General features: G+C 28.7%; 15 protein-coding genes. 7 read left to right on the top strand and 8 right to left on the bottom strand.

Annotated elements, in window-relative coordinates:
• Window positions 1–2 precede the first annotated feature (2 nt).
• From DAD81_RS09245 to DAD81_RS09255, 3 genes are read right to left on the bottom strand one after another with little or no spacing between them, the layout of a single operon-like run.
• The gene (locus DAD81_RS09245; protein ID WP_111707983.1) at window positions 3–1,355 is read right to left on the bottom strand and encodes a type III PLP-dependent enzyme domain-containing protein; all 1,353 of its coding nucleotides are present in this window, start codon (window positions 1,353–1,355) and stop codon (window positions 3–5) included.
• 11 nt (window positions 1,356–1,366) lie between these two features.
• On the bottom strand, window positions 1,367–2,410 hold the full coding sequence (locus DAD81_RS09250) for an ATP-grasp domain-containing protein (protein WP_111707984.1): 1,044 nt from the start codon (window positions 2,408–2,410) through the stop codon (window positions 1,367–1,369).
• Between the two features lie 2 nt (window positions 2,411–2,412).
• Window positions 2,413–2,652: a PqqD family protein gene (locus DAD81_RS09255; RefSeq protein ID WP_111707985.1), complete on the bottom strand. Its 240-nt coding sequence runs from the start codon at window positions 2,650–2,652 to the stop codon at window positions 2,413–2,415.
• Between the two features lie 422 nt (window positions 2,653–3,074).
• On the opposite strand from DAD81_RS09255, the gene rluF reads away from it, so the two are divergent.
• The 6 genes from rluF to DAD81_RS09285 all read left to right on the top strand — a co-directional run bounded on the left by rluF (window position 3,075) and on the right by DAD81_RS09285 (window position 9,677).
• Complete coding sequence (gene rluF / locus DAD81_RS09260) at window positions 3,075–3,911, top strand: 23S rRNA pseudouridine(2604) synthase RluF (RefSeq protein WP_111707986.1); 837 nt, start codon at window positions 3,075–3,077, stop codon at window positions 3,909–3,911.
• Window positions 3,912–3,973: 62 nt separating this feature from the next.
• Entirely contained in the window at window positions 3,974–5,104 is a 1,131-nt protein-coding gene (gene tgt, locus DAD81_RS09265) for a tRNA guanosine(34) transglycosylase Tgt (RefSeq protein ID WP_111707987.1), read from the top strand.
• A gap of 23 nt (window positions 5,105–5,127) precedes the next feature.
• Window positions 5,128–6,216, top strand: a complete 1,089-nt coding sequence (locus tag DAD81_RS09270) for an LptF/LptG family permease (protein ID WP_111707988.1) — start codon at window positions 5,128–5,130, stop codon at window positions 6,214–6,216.
• Window positions 6,203–7,081, top strand: coding sequence for a DMT family transporter (locus DAD81_RS09275; protein WP_111707989.1), 879 nt, complete (start codon window positions 6,203–6,205; stop codon window positions 7,079–7,081). The genes DAD81_RS09270 and DAD81_RS09275 overlap by 14 nt, the downstream gene beginning before the upstream one ends.
• A 58-nt stretch (window positions 7,082–7,139) precedes the next feature.
• Window positions 7,140–8,093 (top strand): acetyl-CoA carboxylase carboxyltransferase subunit alpha, encoded by a 954-nt coding sequence (locus DAD81_RS09280; protein ID WP_111707990.1) that lies wholly within the window; start codon window positions 7,140–7,142, stop codon window positions 8,091–8,093.
• Window positions 8,094–8,147: 54 nt separating this feature from the next.
• Window positions 8,148–9,677, top strand: coding sequence for an NAD(P)H-hydrate dehydratase (locus tag DAD81_RS09285; RefSeq protein WP_111707991.1), 1,530 nt, complete (start codon window positions 8,148–8,150; stop codon window positions 9,675–9,677).
• 66 nt (window positions 9,678–9,743) lie between these two features.
• Here the strand turns inward: DAD81_RS09285 and DAD81_RS09290 are convergent, their stop codons facing one another.
• The 4 genes from DAD81_RS09290 to DAD81_RS09305 all read right to left on the bottom strand — a co-directional run bounded on the left by DAD81_RS09290 (window position 9,744) and on the right by DAD81_RS09305 (window position 16,512).
• The gene (locus DAD81_RS09290; RefSeq protein WP_111707992.1) at window positions 9,744–10,769 is read right to left on the bottom strand and encodes a TlpA family protein disulfide reductase; all 1,026 of its coding nucleotides are present in this window, start codon (window positions 10,767–10,769) and stop codon (window positions 9,744–9,746) included.
• A 12-nt stretch (window positions 10,770–10,781) separates the two neighbouring features.
• Window positions 10,782–12,155 carry a TlpA family protein disulfide reductase gene (locus DAD81_RS09295; RefSeq protein WP_157961109.1) on the bottom strand — a complete coding sequence of 458 codons (1,374 nt, stop codon included), beginning with the start codon at window positions 12,153–12,155 and terminating at the stop codon, window positions 10,782–10,784.
• A 193-nt stretch (window positions 12,156–12,348) separates the two neighbouring features.
• A complete protein-coding gene (locus tag DAD81_RS09300) occupies window positions 12,349–14,508 on the bottom strand; it encodes a S9 family peptidase (protein ID WP_111707994.1) in 2,160 nt (719 codons plus the stop codon).
• 189 nt (window positions 14,509–14,697) lie between these two features.
• On the bottom strand, window positions 14,698–16,512 hold the full coding sequence (locus DAD81_RS09305; RefSeq protein WP_111707995.1) for a TonB-dependent receptor plug domain-containing protein: 1,815 nt from the start codon (window positions 16,510–16,512) through the stop codon (window positions 14,698–14,700).
• Between the two features lie 67 nt (window positions 16,513–16,579).
• Between DAD81_RS09305 and DAD81_RS09310 the strand changes: the two genes are divergently transcribed.
• Window positions 16,580–18,079, top strand: a complete 1,500-nt coding sequence (locus DAD81_RS09310; protein WP_111707996.1) for an aminotransferase-like domain-containing protein — start codon at window positions 16,580–16,582, stop codon at window positions 18,077–18,079.
• Window positions 18,080–18,111: 32 nt separating this feature from the next.
• On the opposite strand, the gene DAD81_RS09315 is transcribed toward DAD81_RS09310, so the two are convergent.
• Window positions 18,112–18,426: a DUF3467 domain-containing protein gene (locus DAD81_RS09315; RefSeq protein WP_111707997.1), complete on the bottom strand. Its 315-nt coding sequence runs from the start codon at window positions 18,424–18,426 to the stop codon at window positions 18,112–18,114.
• Between the last annotated feature and the right edge of the window lies 1 nt (window position 18,427).

Raw genomic sequence — 18,427 nt, forward strand, 5'->3', positions numbered from 1 at the left:
AATTAATCATTTTTTAGATGATCTGGAATTAATTCTTGTCTTCTAAAAACTTCTTTATCTTCTTCCTTTCTAATTAAATGTACTTCTTCGTTTTCATCAATTAATACAATATTTGGCCTGTAGGTAATAAATTGCATCCACTGGGTCATTGTGTAAGCTCCTACTCGCTTAATAACAAACCTATCCCCTTTATTTAATAAAGGAAAGTCAATTTTTTTTCTGATAACATCAATATTCATACATAAAGGCCCATAAATAGTTGTTGGTTCAGATTGAAAACTAGTTTCTTTAACCGGGTAAATTTCATGATCGTACCAAAAAGCTGTAAACATTAAATTAACTCCCGTATCAATTACCATCGCTCTATTTCCATCAGCTAATCGTTTATTTGCCAATACTGTTCCTGCTAACCATCCAGCATCATCAATTAATGCTCGCCCTGTTTCTAAAATTAATGTTGGCGCAATATTATTTGGGAATTTTTCAGCAATCATTGCTGTAGTTATAGCATGGGCATAATCATCAAAACTTGGTGTAGTATCCGTTGCTGGTAAATAAGCACCTTGCAAGGTGTTTTGAGATGCAAATCCACCTCCAATATCTATATATTCAATACTTGTTTGAAACCTTTCATAGGTTTTGTTTGCTAATTCTGCTAACTTTCGAATGGCTATTTCATACGCTTTTGATGTAGAAATATAAGTTCCTATATGGGTATGTAAACCTATTAATTCTATTTTCCCTGTAGATAAAATTCTATTAACGGCATTCCAAGCTTCTCCATTTTCATAATTAAAACCAAACCGATCCCATTGCGGAATAATACCAGTATCCATATTAATTCGAATGGCTACCTGTGGCGTTTCTTCTAATTCTTTTGAAAGTTCAATTATTGTATATAACTCATCAAAATGATCAATATGAATTAATGAATTATTCTTTATTGCTCTTATTAAATCCTTCTTACTTTTATCGGGTCCATTAAAAATAATTTTATTTCCAGATATACCATTATCCAATGCTTTTTCATATTCAAACCCCGAAACTACTTCAGCCCAAGAACCTTCTTGGTGAAATATTCTACAAACGGCATCTAAATAATTTGTTTTATAAGACCACGCAAATTGAACTTTAGGATACCGTGTAGAAAACGCACGATAAGCGCTTCTATATGTTTCTCTAATAGTTTTTTCAGAAAGAACAAAAACAGGTGACCCATATTTATCAATTAGAGAATTAATGGAAACATTATCAATAAACTCTATTGGTCTTAACCTTTTTAAACTCCCAAATTTATTTGGTATTCCCTCTACTACTTTTCGTAATACCGGACGTTCATATATTTTTTTATTCATCATATCAAATTTTACAATTCACCAAAAACTATTATTTTTTCAAAATCAGATATATCTCCAATTAAATCCCAAGAATATCTAATAAACATTTTTCCGCATTCATATGTTTCTTTAGGTTCTACTTTTTCACCAAGCGCTAATCGACAAAGCATTTCAGGAATATTTTGACCTGCACCAACGGCTAAATAAACCCAAGCAGGAATTCTAGGATTAATTTCAATTAAATAATAATCTCCTTCTTCGGTTTTTATCATTTCCAATTCCATTGCTCCTTTCCATTTGGTTTCTTTAATTATATGATGGGTAATTTCAAGTAGTCGCTCATCATTTATTGTTATTCCTCCCCAAGCTTTTCCTTTATCTGTAATATATTGCTTACGCATTGCAACAGCCGCCATAGTATTCCCTTCACCATCTCCAAGAGCAATTACATTAACTTCCGTTCCTTTTATTGATTGCTGAACTATAACGGGTAATCCCCATTTAGCAGATAATTTGTTAAAGTAAAATACACCTTGATTATAATTATTCACTTTAAAAGCTTCATAAAATTTCCCTTTAATATAATATGGATATGTTATGGGTTTTGGTAAGTCTGCTAAATCTTTACTATTAACAACTGCTTTATTTGCCGGAACCGTAATGTTGTATTTTTTAGCATACTCAGATAAATTATCTTTATGTCTCTCTTCAAATTGATAAAGTGAGGGTAAAAAAGTATGGATTCCCATATTTAGAAGCTGCTCACTATATTTTATAAATAAATACAATTCAGAATCAAAATTGGGAATAATAATATCAATGTTCTCTTTTTCATGAATATAAGCCAACCGCTCTAAAAATGCTTCACTTCCTGTAGAAGGAAATGGCATTAAATAGGTTTTATCCACTAAACCAGGCATATAAATTCCTGGCTCCAAATTTTCATATGCCAACCCTATAATTCTTGCATTTAAATCTGAATCTTTAATTCCTCGTATTACAGGAACTCCAGGACCTGGACTATCAATATTGTTTAATCCTGTTATTGCTATGGTATATTTTTTATCATTCATACTTAATCAATAAGGTTTTCTTTCTTTAAAAAATCTAAAAACTCGTATAAATCTCTACCTGCATTAATTTCATCAACATCAAATTCTTCCATAATTGAGTTAATAATCTCTTCATGAGTTTTTCCTTCTTTCAATAAATTTAAAATTATTAGCCCTATCTCATTTGTAGTAAAAGACTCTCCAGTTGAAGGCTTAAATAAAAATCCATTATCACTAATTGCTATTGAATTTAACTTGCTCATTCTTTAATTTTTATAAATTTTAAAATATGCTCTAGTATTTAAGTAGCACTCTAATAAAATTACTAAACAAGATATAGAGTTATGTAGCATACATTACAATTGAAAAGCTTAAAAAAAAGCTTATAATAATAAATTACAAAAGTTTAAAAACAAACAACAAAAACACATTACCCCCTATTAAACAACACGTTAACTAAAACATGTTGATGATTTAAAAATTTAGATAAAATTGAATTACTACTATAAAAAAAGTTAATTCTAACTTTCTAATGACGAATATCATTTTTTAAAGAATTGAAAATTTGCTAGTAATTCTGAATTACTCTTTACTTTCTAGTTTTATTTAAAATTTGTTCGTTTTAAAAATTAGTAAATCCTTAACTATTTATATTTAGTAACTTTGCATTCTCAAATAAGTATCTGTGGAAAAATCAAATGAAAACTCAATTAATTTAAACAAGTTTATTAGTAGTACTGGAATTTGTTCTAGAAGAGAAGCTGAGAAATTTATTGTTAATGGTTCTGTAACTATTAATGGGAAAAGAGCACAACTCGGTAATAGAGTGTTTGATGGGGATCAAGTAAAATTAAACGGGCAACTTTTAAATTCAAAACCTAAAACTTTATACATTGCTTACAATAAACCTGTAGGAATTGTTTGTACAACAGATTCAAAAGAGCGAAATAATATTGTAAAAGCAATTGGGCATCCTGAACGTCTTTTTCCTATTGGACGGTTAGATAAACCATCACAAGGCCTTATCTTTCTTACCAATGATGGAGATATTGTTAACAAAATATTACGAGCAGGAAACAATCATGAAAAAGAATATATTGTCTCTGTAGATAAACCGATTACTCCAGAATTTATTAAAAAAATGAGTAATGGAATTCCAATTTTGGGAACGGTTACCAAAAAATGTTCAGTTGAACAGGTAAATAAAAACACCTTTAAAATAATTCTCACTCAAGGTTTAAACCGTCAAATTAGACGTATGTGTGAATTCTTAAATTTTGAAGTTACCAAACTTAAACGAACTAGAATTATGAATGTTCATTTAGGTAAATTAATTGAAGATGGTTGGCGTGAATTAAGTGTTGATGAAATGAATGAAATTAATAATATGATTTCATCTAGTTCTAAAACTGAAGAAGCTTCAAAAGACATAAAGAAAAAGAAACCAGACAACTCAAATAAAAGAGCTAATTACTCAAAGAACAAAACTCGGTTTAAACCTAAAAGAAAAAGACGAAACTAATCGTTTTAACTTTCCAAAATTAACTTTCAACTTTCAAAGTTATATAACTATCTTTGCCAACTATGCAATTTGAATTAAAATCTAAAGATGCTCAAAGTAAAGCAAGAGCAGGTGTTATAACAACAGATCACGGTAAAATTGAAACTCCAATTTTTATGCCTGTTGGAACGGTTGGAACAGTAAAAGGTGTTCACCAAACCGAATTAAAAGATGAAATTAATCCTGATATAATTTTAGGAAATACATACCATCTATATCTACGTCCTAAAACACAAATTTTGGAAAAAGCCGGTGGCTTACACAAATTTATGAATTGGGACAGAAACATTTTAACGGATAGTGGTGGTTATCAGGTTTATTCTCTTTCTGGAAGAAGAAAAATTAAAGAAGAAGGTGTAAAATTTAAAAGTCATATAGATGGTTCATACCATACTTTTACTCCCGAAAATGTAATGGAAATACAGAGAACTATTGGGGCTGATATTATAATGGCTTTTGATGAATGTACTCCTTACCCATGTGAATATAACTACGCCAAAAGATCAATGCATATGACGCACCGTTGGTTAAAAAGATGTATTACACATTTGGATAAAACACCTCTTAAATATGATTATAATCAAACATTTTTTCCTATTGTTCAAGGATCTACATATAAAGATTTAAGAAAACAATCTGCAGAATTTATAGCATCCGTTGGTGCCGAAGGAAATGCCATTGGAGGTCTTTCTGTTGGTGAACCAGCAGAAGAAATGTATGAAATGACTGATATTGTTACTGCAATTTTACCAGAAGATAAACCACGTTATTTAATGGGGGTTGGTACTCCAATAAATATTTTAGAAAATATTGCGTTAGGTATTGATATGTTTGATTGTGTAATGCCAACAAGAAATGCTCGTAATGGAATGCTTTTCACAGCGTATGGAAGCATAAATATTAAAAACAAAAAATGGGAAGATGATTTTTCTGCTATTGATGATATGGCAATCACATTTGTAGATACTCAATACTCAAAAGCATATTTAAGACATCTTTTTGCTTCAAATGAATTGTTAGGTAAGCAAATTGCATCTATTCATAATTTAGGCTTCTATTTATGGTTGGTTCGTGAAGCTAGAAAGCATATATTAGCCGGAGATTTTACCGAATGGAAAAATATAATGGTAAATCAAATGAATAACAGATTATAATAAAACCCTATATTTTTCAGAAATTGAGAATTCTAGACAAATACATCCTAAAAAAGTTTTTATCATCTTTTGCCTTAGTTTTAATTTTATTATTACCTATTGCAATTGCAATTGATGTATCTGAAAAAATTGATCGTTTCTTAAGAAATGTAGATTTAACAGTTGGCGATATTATAAAAGATTATTACGTACATTTTGTAGTTATTTTTGGAAATACATTTATGCCTTTGGCTTTATTTATTGCCGTAATTTTCTTCACATCAAAAATAGCCGGTAATACTGAAATAATTGCTATTCACTCTGCAAAAATATCATTTACAAGGTTTTTAAAACCTTACTTTATAGGAGCTACAATAGTTACCGCTGTTGCTTTAGGTATGAATCACTTTGTTGTTCCAAAAAGTAATAAAACCTACAACAAATTTGTTAAAACCTATTTAAAAAAGAAAAATTACAGCGCAAATGTTAACACTAATATTAACTTACAATTAGGCCCTAACGAATATATTTATCTGAAAAGTTTTAATTCAAACACCAATGCTGGTTATAAATTTTCTTATGAAAAATATGATGGAATCACTTTGAAATACAAATTGATGGCTGAAAACATAAGATGGGTGGAGAAAGATTCTTTATTTAGATTAAATACTTACAAAAAAAGATTCTTACTTGAAGAAAGAGATTCTATTGAAACAGGAATTAAGCTTGATACCATATTTAATTTTAAAACAAGAGATTTAATTAATGTAGATGATTTAGCAAAAGAAATGACTTCTATTGAATTAAAAAGATATATCGGACAAGCCGAAGATAGAGGGATAAATAACCTAAACACCTATTTAGTTGAACTTTATAAAAGAACAAGTTTACCAATTTCCTCCTATATATTAACTTTTATTGCTGTTTGTTTAGCCGCAAAAAAACGTAGAGGTGGTATGGGAGTAAATTTAGCAATAGGAATTACATTAATGTTTGTTTATGTCTTTTTCTTAAAAATTGCTGAAGTATTAGGAGCAGGTGCAGAAACTAATGCTTTATTTATGGTTTGGCTTCCAAACATAATTTTTGGTATGTTGGCTATTTATTTATATTTACGAAATGCCAAAAATTAAACTAAATAATTACCTTCATCTTCATTTATTAGTATTTATTTGGGGCTTTACAGCTATTCTTGGAGCACTTATTAATTTAGATGCAATTCCATTAGTTTGGTACAGAATGCTTTTTGCAGTTATAATGGTTTTAATTTATTTTTTAATTGTAAAAAAACCTTTAAAAATAACACCAAAGGCATTTGTTAAATTTCTTATTAGTGGGATAATAATTGCTCTGCATTGGATTGCCTTTTTCTCAGCAATTAAAGTTTCTAATGTATCAATTGCATTAGTTTCAATGAGTACAGGAGCCTTATTTACCTCTTTAATTGAACCATTATTTTTTAAAAGAAAACTTATTTTTTTAGAATTAATCTTCGGTTTAATCGTAATTTCAGGGTTATATTTAATATTTAATGTTGAAAGTGAATATTCATTAGGAATTATTTATGCTTTAATAGCATCATTTTTATCCGCACTATTTACAGTTTTAAACGGTTTATTTATTAAGCAATATAACGCCGATACTATTTCATTTTATCAATTATTATTTGGAGTTCTTTTTATATCAGTTTACATATTTTTCTCATATGGTTTTAGTATTGAAAAATTTAGTTTAACAAGCTCCGATATTATATATTTACTCATATTAAGTAGCTTTTGTACCGCCTATGCATTTATAGCTTCGGTAAAAATCATGAAATATTTAACACCATTTACTGTTATGTTAACAATTAATTTAGAGCCAATTTATGGTATCATTTTAGCAGTTATTATATTTGGTGAAAAAGAAAAAATGAGTCCTCAGTTTTATCTAGGAGCACTTATTATTTTAATAACAGTAATTATTAATGGAATAATTAAAAATAAAAAAAGAACCTAACTTAACCTTCAAAATATAGAAGTTGTTATATTTGTAGTTACATCCAAACTTAAAAAACATGGAATATTTAGATTTTGAATTACCAATTAAGGAATTAGAAGAACAATTAGACAAGTGTGAACTAATTGGTAAAGAAAGTGATGTTGACATGACTGATAGTTGTAAAAACATTGAAAAAAAATTACTAAAAACTAAAAAAGATATATATAAAAATTTAACTGCTTGGCAAAGAGTTCAACTCTCAAGACACCCAAACAGACCATATACTTTAGACCACATCAACTTTCTAACTGGTGAAACCTTTATGGAATTACACGGTGATAGAACCGTAAAAGATGATAAAGCAATGATTGGTGGTTTAGGTAAAATTGGAGACCAATCTTTTATGTTTATAGGTCAACAAAAAGGATATAATACGAAAACACGTCAATACAGAAATTTTGGTATGTCTAACCCAGAAGGATATAGAAAGGCTCTTAGATTAATGAAAATGGCAGAGAAATTTGGCATTCCAGTTGTTACTCTATTAGATACGCCTGGTGCATACCCTGGTTTGGAAGCTGAAGAACGTGGTCAAGGAGAAGCTATAGCTCGTAATATTTTTGAAATGACTAAGTTAAAAACTCCAATTATTACAATTGTAATTGGTGAAGGTGCTTCAGGAGGTGCTGTTGGTATTGGTGTTGGTGATAGAGTTTATATGATGGAAAACACATGGTATTCCGTTATTTCTCCAGAATCTTGTTCTTCTATTCTTTGGAGAAGTTGGGAACATAAAGAAAAAGCTGCTGAAGCTTTAAAACTAACAGCAGTAGACATGAAAAAACAAAAATTAATTGATGGTATTATTAGTGAGCCCCTTGGTGGTGCACATTATGATAGAGAAGAAGCTTTTAAAGAAGTTCAAAAAACAATTCTTAGTGCTTTTGATGAATTAAAAGATTTAAGTACTAAAGTACTTGTTAAACAACGAATGACCAAATACCTAAATATGGGTGTATTTAAAGGATAATAAAATAAATAAAAACCTCTCAAATTGAGAGGTTTTTTTTATTAAATTTATTCTATGAACATTCTTTCTTCAAAACAGATAGCAGAAGCTGATAAAGCTACAATTGCTCTAAACAAAATATCTTCAACCGACTTAATGGAACACGCTGCAACTATGTGTTTTCAATGGTTGCATACTCGATTACAAGGTGAAAATGTAAAAATTCATATTTTTTGTGGAACAGGAAATAACGGTGGAGACGGTTTAGTTATCGCTAGACATTTACATCAACATGGATATCATGTACACTGTTTTGTAGTTAATTTTAGTGAAAAAAGATCAAAAGATTTTTTAGTAAACTATAATAGACTAAAAGAATTAGGTGAATGGCCAACCATTATAAATAGTAAAAATGACTTTCCTGAAATTAAACAAGAAGATATAGTTATTGATGCAATTTTCGGAAACGGTTTAACAAGAGCTCCAAAAGATTTCACTAAAGAATTAATACAACATATTAATAACGTAAAAGCTTTTACTCTTGCAATTGATTTACCCTCAGGTTTGTATAGTGATAAAACAGTAACAGATTATGATTCAGTTTTAAAAGCTGAACACACTTTAACTTTTCAAACCCCTAAACTAGCCTTTCTTTTACCTGATAATAAAGATTTTATTAATAGTTGGGAAGTTATAGATATAGGACTTGATTTAAATTTTATTGAAAGTTTAAAGCCTAAAATCCATTTTACAACTGAAAATATAGCAAAACAACTTTATATTCATAGAAATAAATGGGGACATAAAGGCACATATGGACATTCATTAATAATTGGAGGTAGTTTTGGTAAAATTGGCGCGGTAACTTTAGCAACAAAAGCCGCTTTAAAAATGGGAAGCGGTTTGGTTACAGCTTATTTACCTAAGTGTGGTTATAACATACTTCAAATTTCAGTTCCAGAAGCAATGGTTGAAGTTGATAATAACAATTATCTAGAATACTTCAATTTTAAAACAAATGCTACTGTTATTGGAATAGGACCTGGAATGGGTACTTCTGAAAAAACAGCCATTGGATTTAGTGAATTTTTAAAGAAAAATAAACTTCCGCTAGTAATTGATGCTGATGCTATTAATTTATTAGCTAAAGATACATCTCTATTAGATTTTGTACCTGAAAATTCAATTTTAACGCCACATCCAAAGGAATTGCAAAGGTTAATTGGTCCTTGGAAAAATGATTTTGATAAACTCAAAAAAATCACTCAATTTTCCATTAAAAATAAAGTAATTATAATTTTAAAAGGAACTTACACCGTTATAGTTAATGGTGAATATAATTACTTTAATTCCTCTGGTAACGTATCTCTAGCAACTGCAGGAAGCGGAGATGTACTTACAGGTATTATTACAGGTTTAGTGGCTCAAGGATATTCTCCTATAAATGCTTCAATCTTTGGAGTATTCTTGCACGGTTCAACAGCTAATATTGGAGTTTCAGAAACTGCATATGAATCATTTACAGCAACATCAATTATAAAATATTTACCAAATGCTTTATTAGATTTATTTAAGGAAGAAATTGTAGAAAGTGGAGAAGATTAAAAATAACAAAATGAATAAATTTTCTAAAAAAAAAGTCGCCAATAAATTAGCGACTTTTTTTTAGAACTATATACCTAATTCTGTAAACAAATCTATTAGTTTAGGATTTGAAGGTCTGTCAGCATCAGCATCAACAATATTCCCCTCAGGATCCAATAAAATAAATCTAGGAATACTATTTATTCCGTATTCTCTAATAAAATCAGATCTAAAATCATTATCCGCAAATAATTGAATTCCACCTAATTGTTCATTTGCAACCATTTTTTTCCAACTCTCATGGCTACCTCTTTTACCGTCAATATTATCAACAGAAATACTTACAAATGCAATGTTTTTTCCATGATAATCTTTTTCTAAATTTTTTAATGATGGTATTTCTCTTTTACAAGGTCCGCACCATGTAGCCCAAATATCAATATAAACATACTTTCCTTTTAAATCCTTTAACGAAGTTTTTCCTCCTTTAAAATTTTCATAATTATTAAATTCTGGTGAAACTTTACCTTTAGAAAAACGCACCATTTTGTCATGAGATTCTTGATAACTACTTTCTAAATAATCAAAGAAACGTTTATCATTTTTAGAATCCATATTATAAACAACAGAATCTAAAGAAGGAGATTTATCAATATTTTCTTGTAAAATTCCTTTTGCTTCTGAAATTCGTTTTTCAAAATCTTCTTTAGATAAAACAAAATATGTTTTTGGATTTGCCAAATCACTCATAAAAAACAAACGTTTATTCTCTATATAATTATTTGTTTCAGCTCCTTCTCCATCAAATTTAGCTCCATCAGATAAAGTATTACCTTTAAAATTAACAGTTAAATCATAACCGTTTTTTAAAAATAAGGTAATTCTATCATTACCATTTGTTAACGCATGAATCCCCTCCTTAACTCTTAAGGTATCTAAAAAACTTCCATTACTATCTATTGTAACATCTTTTGTAAATCCTTGGTTTCCAATTATAGTCAACTTATCAATACCTGAAGCTGGAAATTTCCCTTTTATAGTAACATAATCTACATTGCTTTTAGAACAGCTTGTAATTATACTCAATAACACTAAATAAAATATTTTTTTCATTTTTCTTAATTCTTATATATTATTCTCATTAAACAATTCAATTAATTTTTCACTTGAAGGTCTTGGAGCATTTGAATTTATAATTTTACCAGCTGGGTCAATTAAAATAAACCTAGGTATACCTTTAACTAAATACTCGCTAATAAAGTCTGATTTCCAATCATTATCTGCCAATAATTGAATCCCTTTTAATTCTTTGTCTTCAATCATTGTTTTCCATTTATCATGATCTTTTGCTAAATCTATAGAAATACTAACAAACTCAATATTTTTTCCATGATATTTTTTCTCCACTTTTTTCAAAAAAGGAATTTCAGTTTTACAAGGTCCACACCAAGTTGCCCAAACATCAATGTAAACATACTTTCCTTTTAAATCATCAAGTGAAGTTGTCCCTCCTAAAAAATTTTCATAATTAACAAACCTAGGAGAAGGCTGTCCTTTTGATACTTTTATTAATTTATTATAACTTTCTGTGATTTTTGTTTTATACTTTTCATTAGTACATCCTTTCATAAACTCTTTATAAAAATCTTCTAACTTTTTAGTGTATGTGATACCATAAACAGAATTAGCATATAATAATTTGTTTTTAATTGTTTCATTTTCAATTCCATTTACCACTTTTAAAAAAGCTATATCTTCATCTACACCATCCTTGTCAACTATTTCAGCCGCCTTTTTGTGATAGTACACATTTACTAAATTTTCATAGTCTGAAGAAAATAAAAAGTCTTTTTCATTAGAATAAGAAACAGCTTCTAACTCATTTAAATAACCTTCTGAGACTTTAAAATCTTCCTTTTTGGCATAATGCGCATGATATCTTTCATATTTGTTTAAAGACAACAAATATGAATAATAAATATTTCTTTTTTCTTTTAAAATAAATTCTTCTGAAATCCCTTTAATCTCATCTAACTCAGAAATTAAAGTAGACTTTAATTCAGTTATTTTTTCTTTATATTCTGATTCTCCTAATAAGTAAATACTTGTATCAGTACCTAAAATTTCATTTTTTTTATTTTTTTTAGATGCTAAATAAATACTAATTTCAGAACCTGTCCCAGACAATGAAAGTGAGTTTTCAACATCATTTTCATCAAAATTAATAACAATATTGTTTTTCGCTTTAAGGTATAATTGAATAATATTTTTTTTTACTTTTAATGTATAAAAGCCTTCCATAATATCAATTGTATCCCTAAAAGTTCCATCTTCAGCAACTTTTATAAACTCTTTAATTGAATTATCTTTACTTGATAAAAATAACTCACTTACATCTTTATTTGTAATTTTCCCTGAAACAATTGCATAGTTAATATTAGACTCTTGTTTACAAGAAATTATTACCAAAACAACAATAATAAGTAATTTTTTTTTCATTTTATTCATATTTTCAAAACCAATTTGCAAAGATAAAACTATTAACTTCAATAAACTTTGCTCCTATATTTTTTAACAAAACATTTGCAATAGTCTACAAGTCATCTTCAAAAATTATAAAATTAAGAGTACCTATTTTTATATAAAAAAAGAGGATTCTCATCCTCTTTCCTTTTTCTGTAAAATTATTTATCTATTCTTTAATATTTTCCAAGTCGAAAAGAAAAGCATAAGTAAGCGCTGTTCTCTTATAACGTTCAAAACGACCAGATGCACCTCCATGACCTGTTTCCATATTACAATCCATTAAAAGCTTATTGTCATCCGTTTTTAATTCTCTTAATTTGGCTATCCATTTGGCAGGTTCCCAATATTGAACTTGACTATCCCAATAACCTGTAGTTATTAAAATATTTGGATAATTTTTTGCTTCAACATTATCATATGGAGAATATGATTTCATATAATCATAATATTCTTTATTCTTTGGGTTTCCCCATTCATCAAACTCAAAAGTTGTTAATGGAATTGTTTCATCAAGCATTGTTGAAACAACATCTACAAAAGGTACGGCTGCAACTACACCATTCCATAATTCAGGTTTCATATTTAGAACAGCCCCCATTAATAAGCCTCCAGCACTTCCACCATACGCATATAAATGATCAGAACTTGTGAAACCTTCGTCTATTAAAAAATCACCAACATTGATAAAATCAGTGAAAGTATTTTTCTTTTTTAATAATTTTCCATCTTCATACCATTGCCTTCCCATTTCTTGTCCTCCTCTTATGTGTGCAATAGCATAAACAAAACCTCTATCTAATAAACTTAAACGAGTTGAGCTAAAAGTTGGCTCTATACTATTTCCATATGAACCATAAGCATATAATAACAATGGAGTTTTTGAATTTTTAGCTATCCCCTTTTTATAAACTAAAGAAATCGGAATTTTTGTACCATCATCTGCTGTTGCAAATAATCTTTCCGAAATATAATTAGCTGGTTCAAAATTATTATCTATGACTTCCTGTTGTTTTAATAAAACTTGTTCTTCAGTCTCCATATTATACTCATAAATACTTGAAGGAGTTGTTAAGGAAGAATATCTATATCGCAATACATTGGTGTTAAAATCCAAATTTGAAGTAGAACTTGCTAAATATGCAGGATCATTAAATTCAATATAATGTTCACCTCCTACCCATTTTTTTACTCTAAGTGCTGACAATCCATTTATTCTTTCTGAAATAACTAAATAATTTTTAAAAAGATCAAAACTTTCAAGTAAAACATCTTTTCTATGAGGAATTACATCAACCCAATTTTTCTTTCCTGTTTTTGATATTGGAGTTTTTACCAAGCGGAAATTTTTCGCTTTATAATTTGTTCTAATAAAAAAACTATTTTCAAAATGATCTACAGAATATAATAAATCTTTTTCTCTTGGTTGAATTACTTTCCAATCACCTACAGGATTATTTGCATCTAAGTATCTTATTTCTGAGGAAAGTGTTTGACTACTATAAATCATCAAATACTTTTTTGATTTTGTTTTATAAACACCGCAACTAAAAGTATCATCTTTTTCTTCAAAAACTAATTCATCTTCAGATTGATTCGTTCCTAAAACATGTTTGTAAATTCTGTATGTTCTAAGTGTAACAGAGTCTTTTGTTGTATAAAAAACAGTTTTATTATCATTAGCCCAAGTTGCTCCTCCACTTGTATTCTTTAATACATCTGGTAATAATTTATCTGTTTCCAAGTTTTTAAAATAGATTGAATACTTTCTTCTTGAAACAGTATCAACGCCATAAGCTAACAATTTATTATTTGGACTCACAGTTCGATTTCCAATTCCGAAATAAGAAATTCCTTTAGCCAATTTAGGACCATTCAGTATCACTTGCTCTTTGCCTTCATCCATAATTGATTTTCTACAATAAAGAGCATAGTCTTCACCTTTTTCATAACGTAAATAATACAAATATCCATTATCCTTAACTGGAACAGATTGATCATCTTTTTTTATTCTTCCAACAATCTCATCATACAATTTTTTTTGAAGGTCTTCGGTGTGAGCCATTTCATTTTTGAGATACTCATTTTCCTGATTTAAATATTGAAGAACATCTTTTGTTTGTGAATCTGAATTTTCAGCTTTTTTCTGCTCATCACTTAAACGCATCCAATAATAATTATCAATTCTAGTATCGTTATGAATAGTCAATTTTTCCGGAATCTTTTTTGCTCTCGGAGAAATGTTATTTAAATCTTTCACACTATCTTTTTTGTTACAACTTATGACTACTAAAACAAGTAAAAAAATATAATATATTGAATGTCTCATGTAATTTAGATTAATTTATAAATGAGTTAACTTATTAACTAAAGAACATCTAAAATACTAAATTATTATTTAAACATATCAGATAAATATCATTACATTTTATTAACTTTCGCTAAATATGTTATTGAAATTGAGACAAAAAAAAGAGGCATTAGCCTCTTTTTTTTCTATATTCTATTTTTCTTTTTATTAAAACACTCTATATACCAAACCAAGCATCATATTTCCTTTTGGCATTGGAACCAAATTGGTTTCAGTATATTCTGAATTAAATATATTATTTGCGGCTAAAGATAATTGCAATCCTGTTTTTAATGTTGCTAATAATTTAGCATCAAGAACATTATAACTCGTTCCATCAGTACGCTCAACGTATCTATAAGATATATTCTGACTAAATGTTTTACTATACTTTACATCAATACCTGAAGTAATTTGATGTTTAATACTGTTTAATGAATAACGAGTAAATTCAATATTTTCATCTTTTATCTCATCATCAATAAACGTATAACCTAAATTTAAAACCTGATTTAATTGTCCAATATTAAAATTATATTGAATAAGTGTTTCTATTCCTTGAGTAACAACCTCACTGAAATTTCTGGTCTCCCATTTATCAGCTTCATTTTCTTTAGTCCAATCAATAAGATCATCAGATTTTCTATTAAATAATGCAATATCTATATTGAACGCTTCTTTTCTAAATTTTAAACCTATTTCTTCTGATAAAGCAGATTCAGGTTCTAAATCAGGATTCCCAAGGGTTGTTGGTCCAACATAAAACAAGTCTGTAAAAGTAGGAACTCTATAAGTATAACCAATGTTACCATATAATTTAAAAGAATCTGAAAAACGATACCCTGCATCCAATCCCGGAAAAGCTTTTGAATCAAAATCTGAATAATAACTAATTGCCACACCTGGAGTAATATCTAATTTATTATCTAAAAACTCAAATCTATGTTCTAAAAACCCAGTAATTGCCGTTCTATTGTGGTTTCCTAAATTATTACTAACCAAGAAAACTCTTGAAACATCAAGTCCCACACCTGTTTTACCTAAGTCTGAGTTTAATACTACATTAGTTTCTGCACCAAATTTATTTGAAATATGCAAATTACGATATGCAGGAGGATTGTGTCTTAAAAATAAATACATATCCTGATTTCTTCTCCAGTATAACCTAGGTTTAATTATTAAACTTTCTGTTCTAAATTTAGTTCCTAATGAAACCAAACTCGTTTGAGTTTCTTCATATTGATCTTTATAATCAGGATTTGCATAAAATCCATTTGCCCCAAATTTTCTTTGAGTAAAAGATGATAATAAATTAAACTTATCAATATTAGCTTTAAAAAATGCCGAAACATTTTCAAAATCAGTATTAAATCTATATCCATCAGATTCTTGATATCCAACTGATGCTAATAAACCACCATTTGAAAATTTTTGACTTATAGAAGCTCCGGTTTTTATGTTTTCATAAGATCCATAATGAGCATTTAATTTTAAACTATTATCAACAACACTTTTTGTAACAATATTAATGGCTCCCGTAAATGCATTCTGACCATAAATTCTTGCCGCAGGACCTTTTATTATTTCAATTCTTTCAATATTTTCCAAAGAAATTATTGCATTCATATTATGATGTCCTGTTTGAACATCATCCATTTTAACACCGTCAATTAACACAAGAGTTTGATCAAAATTCCCTCCTCTAATATATAAATCGGATTGCATCCCATCAACTCCTCTCCTTCTAATATCAATTCCAGCAATATTTTGAAGTAAATCAGCAATATTACTTGCGGCACTTTTTATAATATCCTCATTTGTTATTAAGGTTATAGTTCTTGAAGTTTTTGAAAAAGGTAATGTTATCCTATTAGAAGTTATAGTAATTTCTTTTAACGTATCTCTTTTTATAGGATCCTCTTGTGCTTTTGCCTGAATAATACAAAATAATGTAAAAATTATTAAAGTAATTTTAATTTTCATAAATAGTGATTTAAAAACGCAGCAAAAGTAGTAACTTTCCGGACGATTAAGATAGTCCAGTTTTAAAATGATAGATAGTCCGGTTAATACACTTTTTAAACAACTAATTAGTTTAGATAAAACTATATCAAAACCTCTATATTTACAGGTATCGGGACAAATTATAAATGCTATTCAGCGTAGCTATTTAACTAAAGGTACAATTCTACCAGGAACCCGTGTATTAAGTCAATTATTAAAAATTCATAGAAATACCGCAGTTGCTATTTACGAAGAGTTAGCTTCACAAGGTTGGGTTGAAATTATACCAAATAAAGGCACATTTGTTTTAGAACCCGAGAAAAACACCGCAAAAATAAAAGCTACTTCTCAAAAAATAAATGAAGCTTATACATATGCTAAAACAACAGGTTTTCCGTTTCAAAAGTCATTTCATTTAGCTTCTACTGTTCAGTTTACAAATGCTAAGTATTCCATTAACGATGGTAAACCAGATTTACGCTTGCATCCTGTGCATCAATTTACAAGGTGGTACAGTGCTGCTATGAAACGAAAAACGTTAATAAAAAAGTGGAACAGAACACCTGAATTTTACAACTCTGTATTCCCAACTCATCTGTGTAATTACTTAAATGCAACTAGAGGTTTTCATATTAGTCCAAATAACCTACTAAATACGCGTAGTACAGAAATGAGTTTGTATGTTGTATCTCAACTCTTAATAAAACCAAACGACGTTGTATTAGTTGGGCATTTAAGTAATTATGAATCTAATATAATTTTTCAACAAACAGGAGCAAACATAAAAACAATTCCTGTAGATAATGATGGTTTAAATATTAATTACATAAAAAAACATTTTATAAAACATAGTATTAGATGTGTATATATATGCGCCCATAGAGATTATCCAACAACAGTAAAATTAAGTGCAGAACGTCGCTTAGAGCTACTAAAACTTGCAAAAGATTATGGATTTGCTATTATTGAAGATGATTTTGATTACGATTTTCAGTTTGAAAGTTCAGCAATGTTACCTATGGCAAGTGCAGATGCAAACGGTATGGTTATTTATTTAGGTAAATTTGGGAAGTCTTTATTTCCAAGTTTTCAAACAGGATTTGTGGTAGCTCCTGAAAATCTAATTTCGGAAGCTAAGAATTATTTAGAATTACTTGATAAACAAGGCGATTTAATACAAGAACAAATGCTATCAGAATTAATTTATGAAGGTGAAATATACCGTCTCATGAAAAAGAATATTGTAATCTATAAAAAAAGACTAGATTTTTTATGCAACCTTCTAACAAAATATTTTTCAGAAATCGCGCAATGGGAAATTCCTTCAGGAGGTTTAGCCATTTGGTTACAATTTCATCCTAAAATATCCTTATTAAAACTAGCTAAAGAAGCAGAAAAAAATGATTTATTTCTACCAAAAACAATTCTTTATCAGGATAAAAATACTTGTGCTATTCGTTTTGGTTTTGGACATTTAAATGAAGAAGAATTAAAACCTGTTATTAAAAAATTAAAAAGTGCATATGACAAGGTAATCCTAAAATAAAAAAAGCCGAACAAATGTTCGGCTTTTTTTATTTATGCTTCTCCAGTAGGACCAAAATTCATTGGTATAGGAGGCTGTTCATAATCTTTAATTTCTCCATGACTACTCTCAAACCTCGTAACATTATCTGCTAATGCTTTTACCAATCTTTTGGCATGTTGAGGAGTTAATATTATCCTCGATTTTACTTTTGCTTTAGGTTGCCCTGGCATAACACTAATAAAATCTACAATAAACTCGGATACTGAATGATTAATAATTGCTAAGTTAGAATAAGTTCCCTCAGCTGTTTTATCATCTAATTCAATGTTTAATTGTCCCTCTTTGTTTGATTTTTCGTCACTCATA

The sequence above is a fragment of the Lutibacter citreus genome, assembly GCF_003260195.1.
In the GTDB taxonomy this organism is placed as follows: domain Bacteria; phylum Bacteroidota; class Bacteroidia; order Flavobacteriales; family Flavobacteriaceae; genus Lutibacter; species Lutibacter citreus.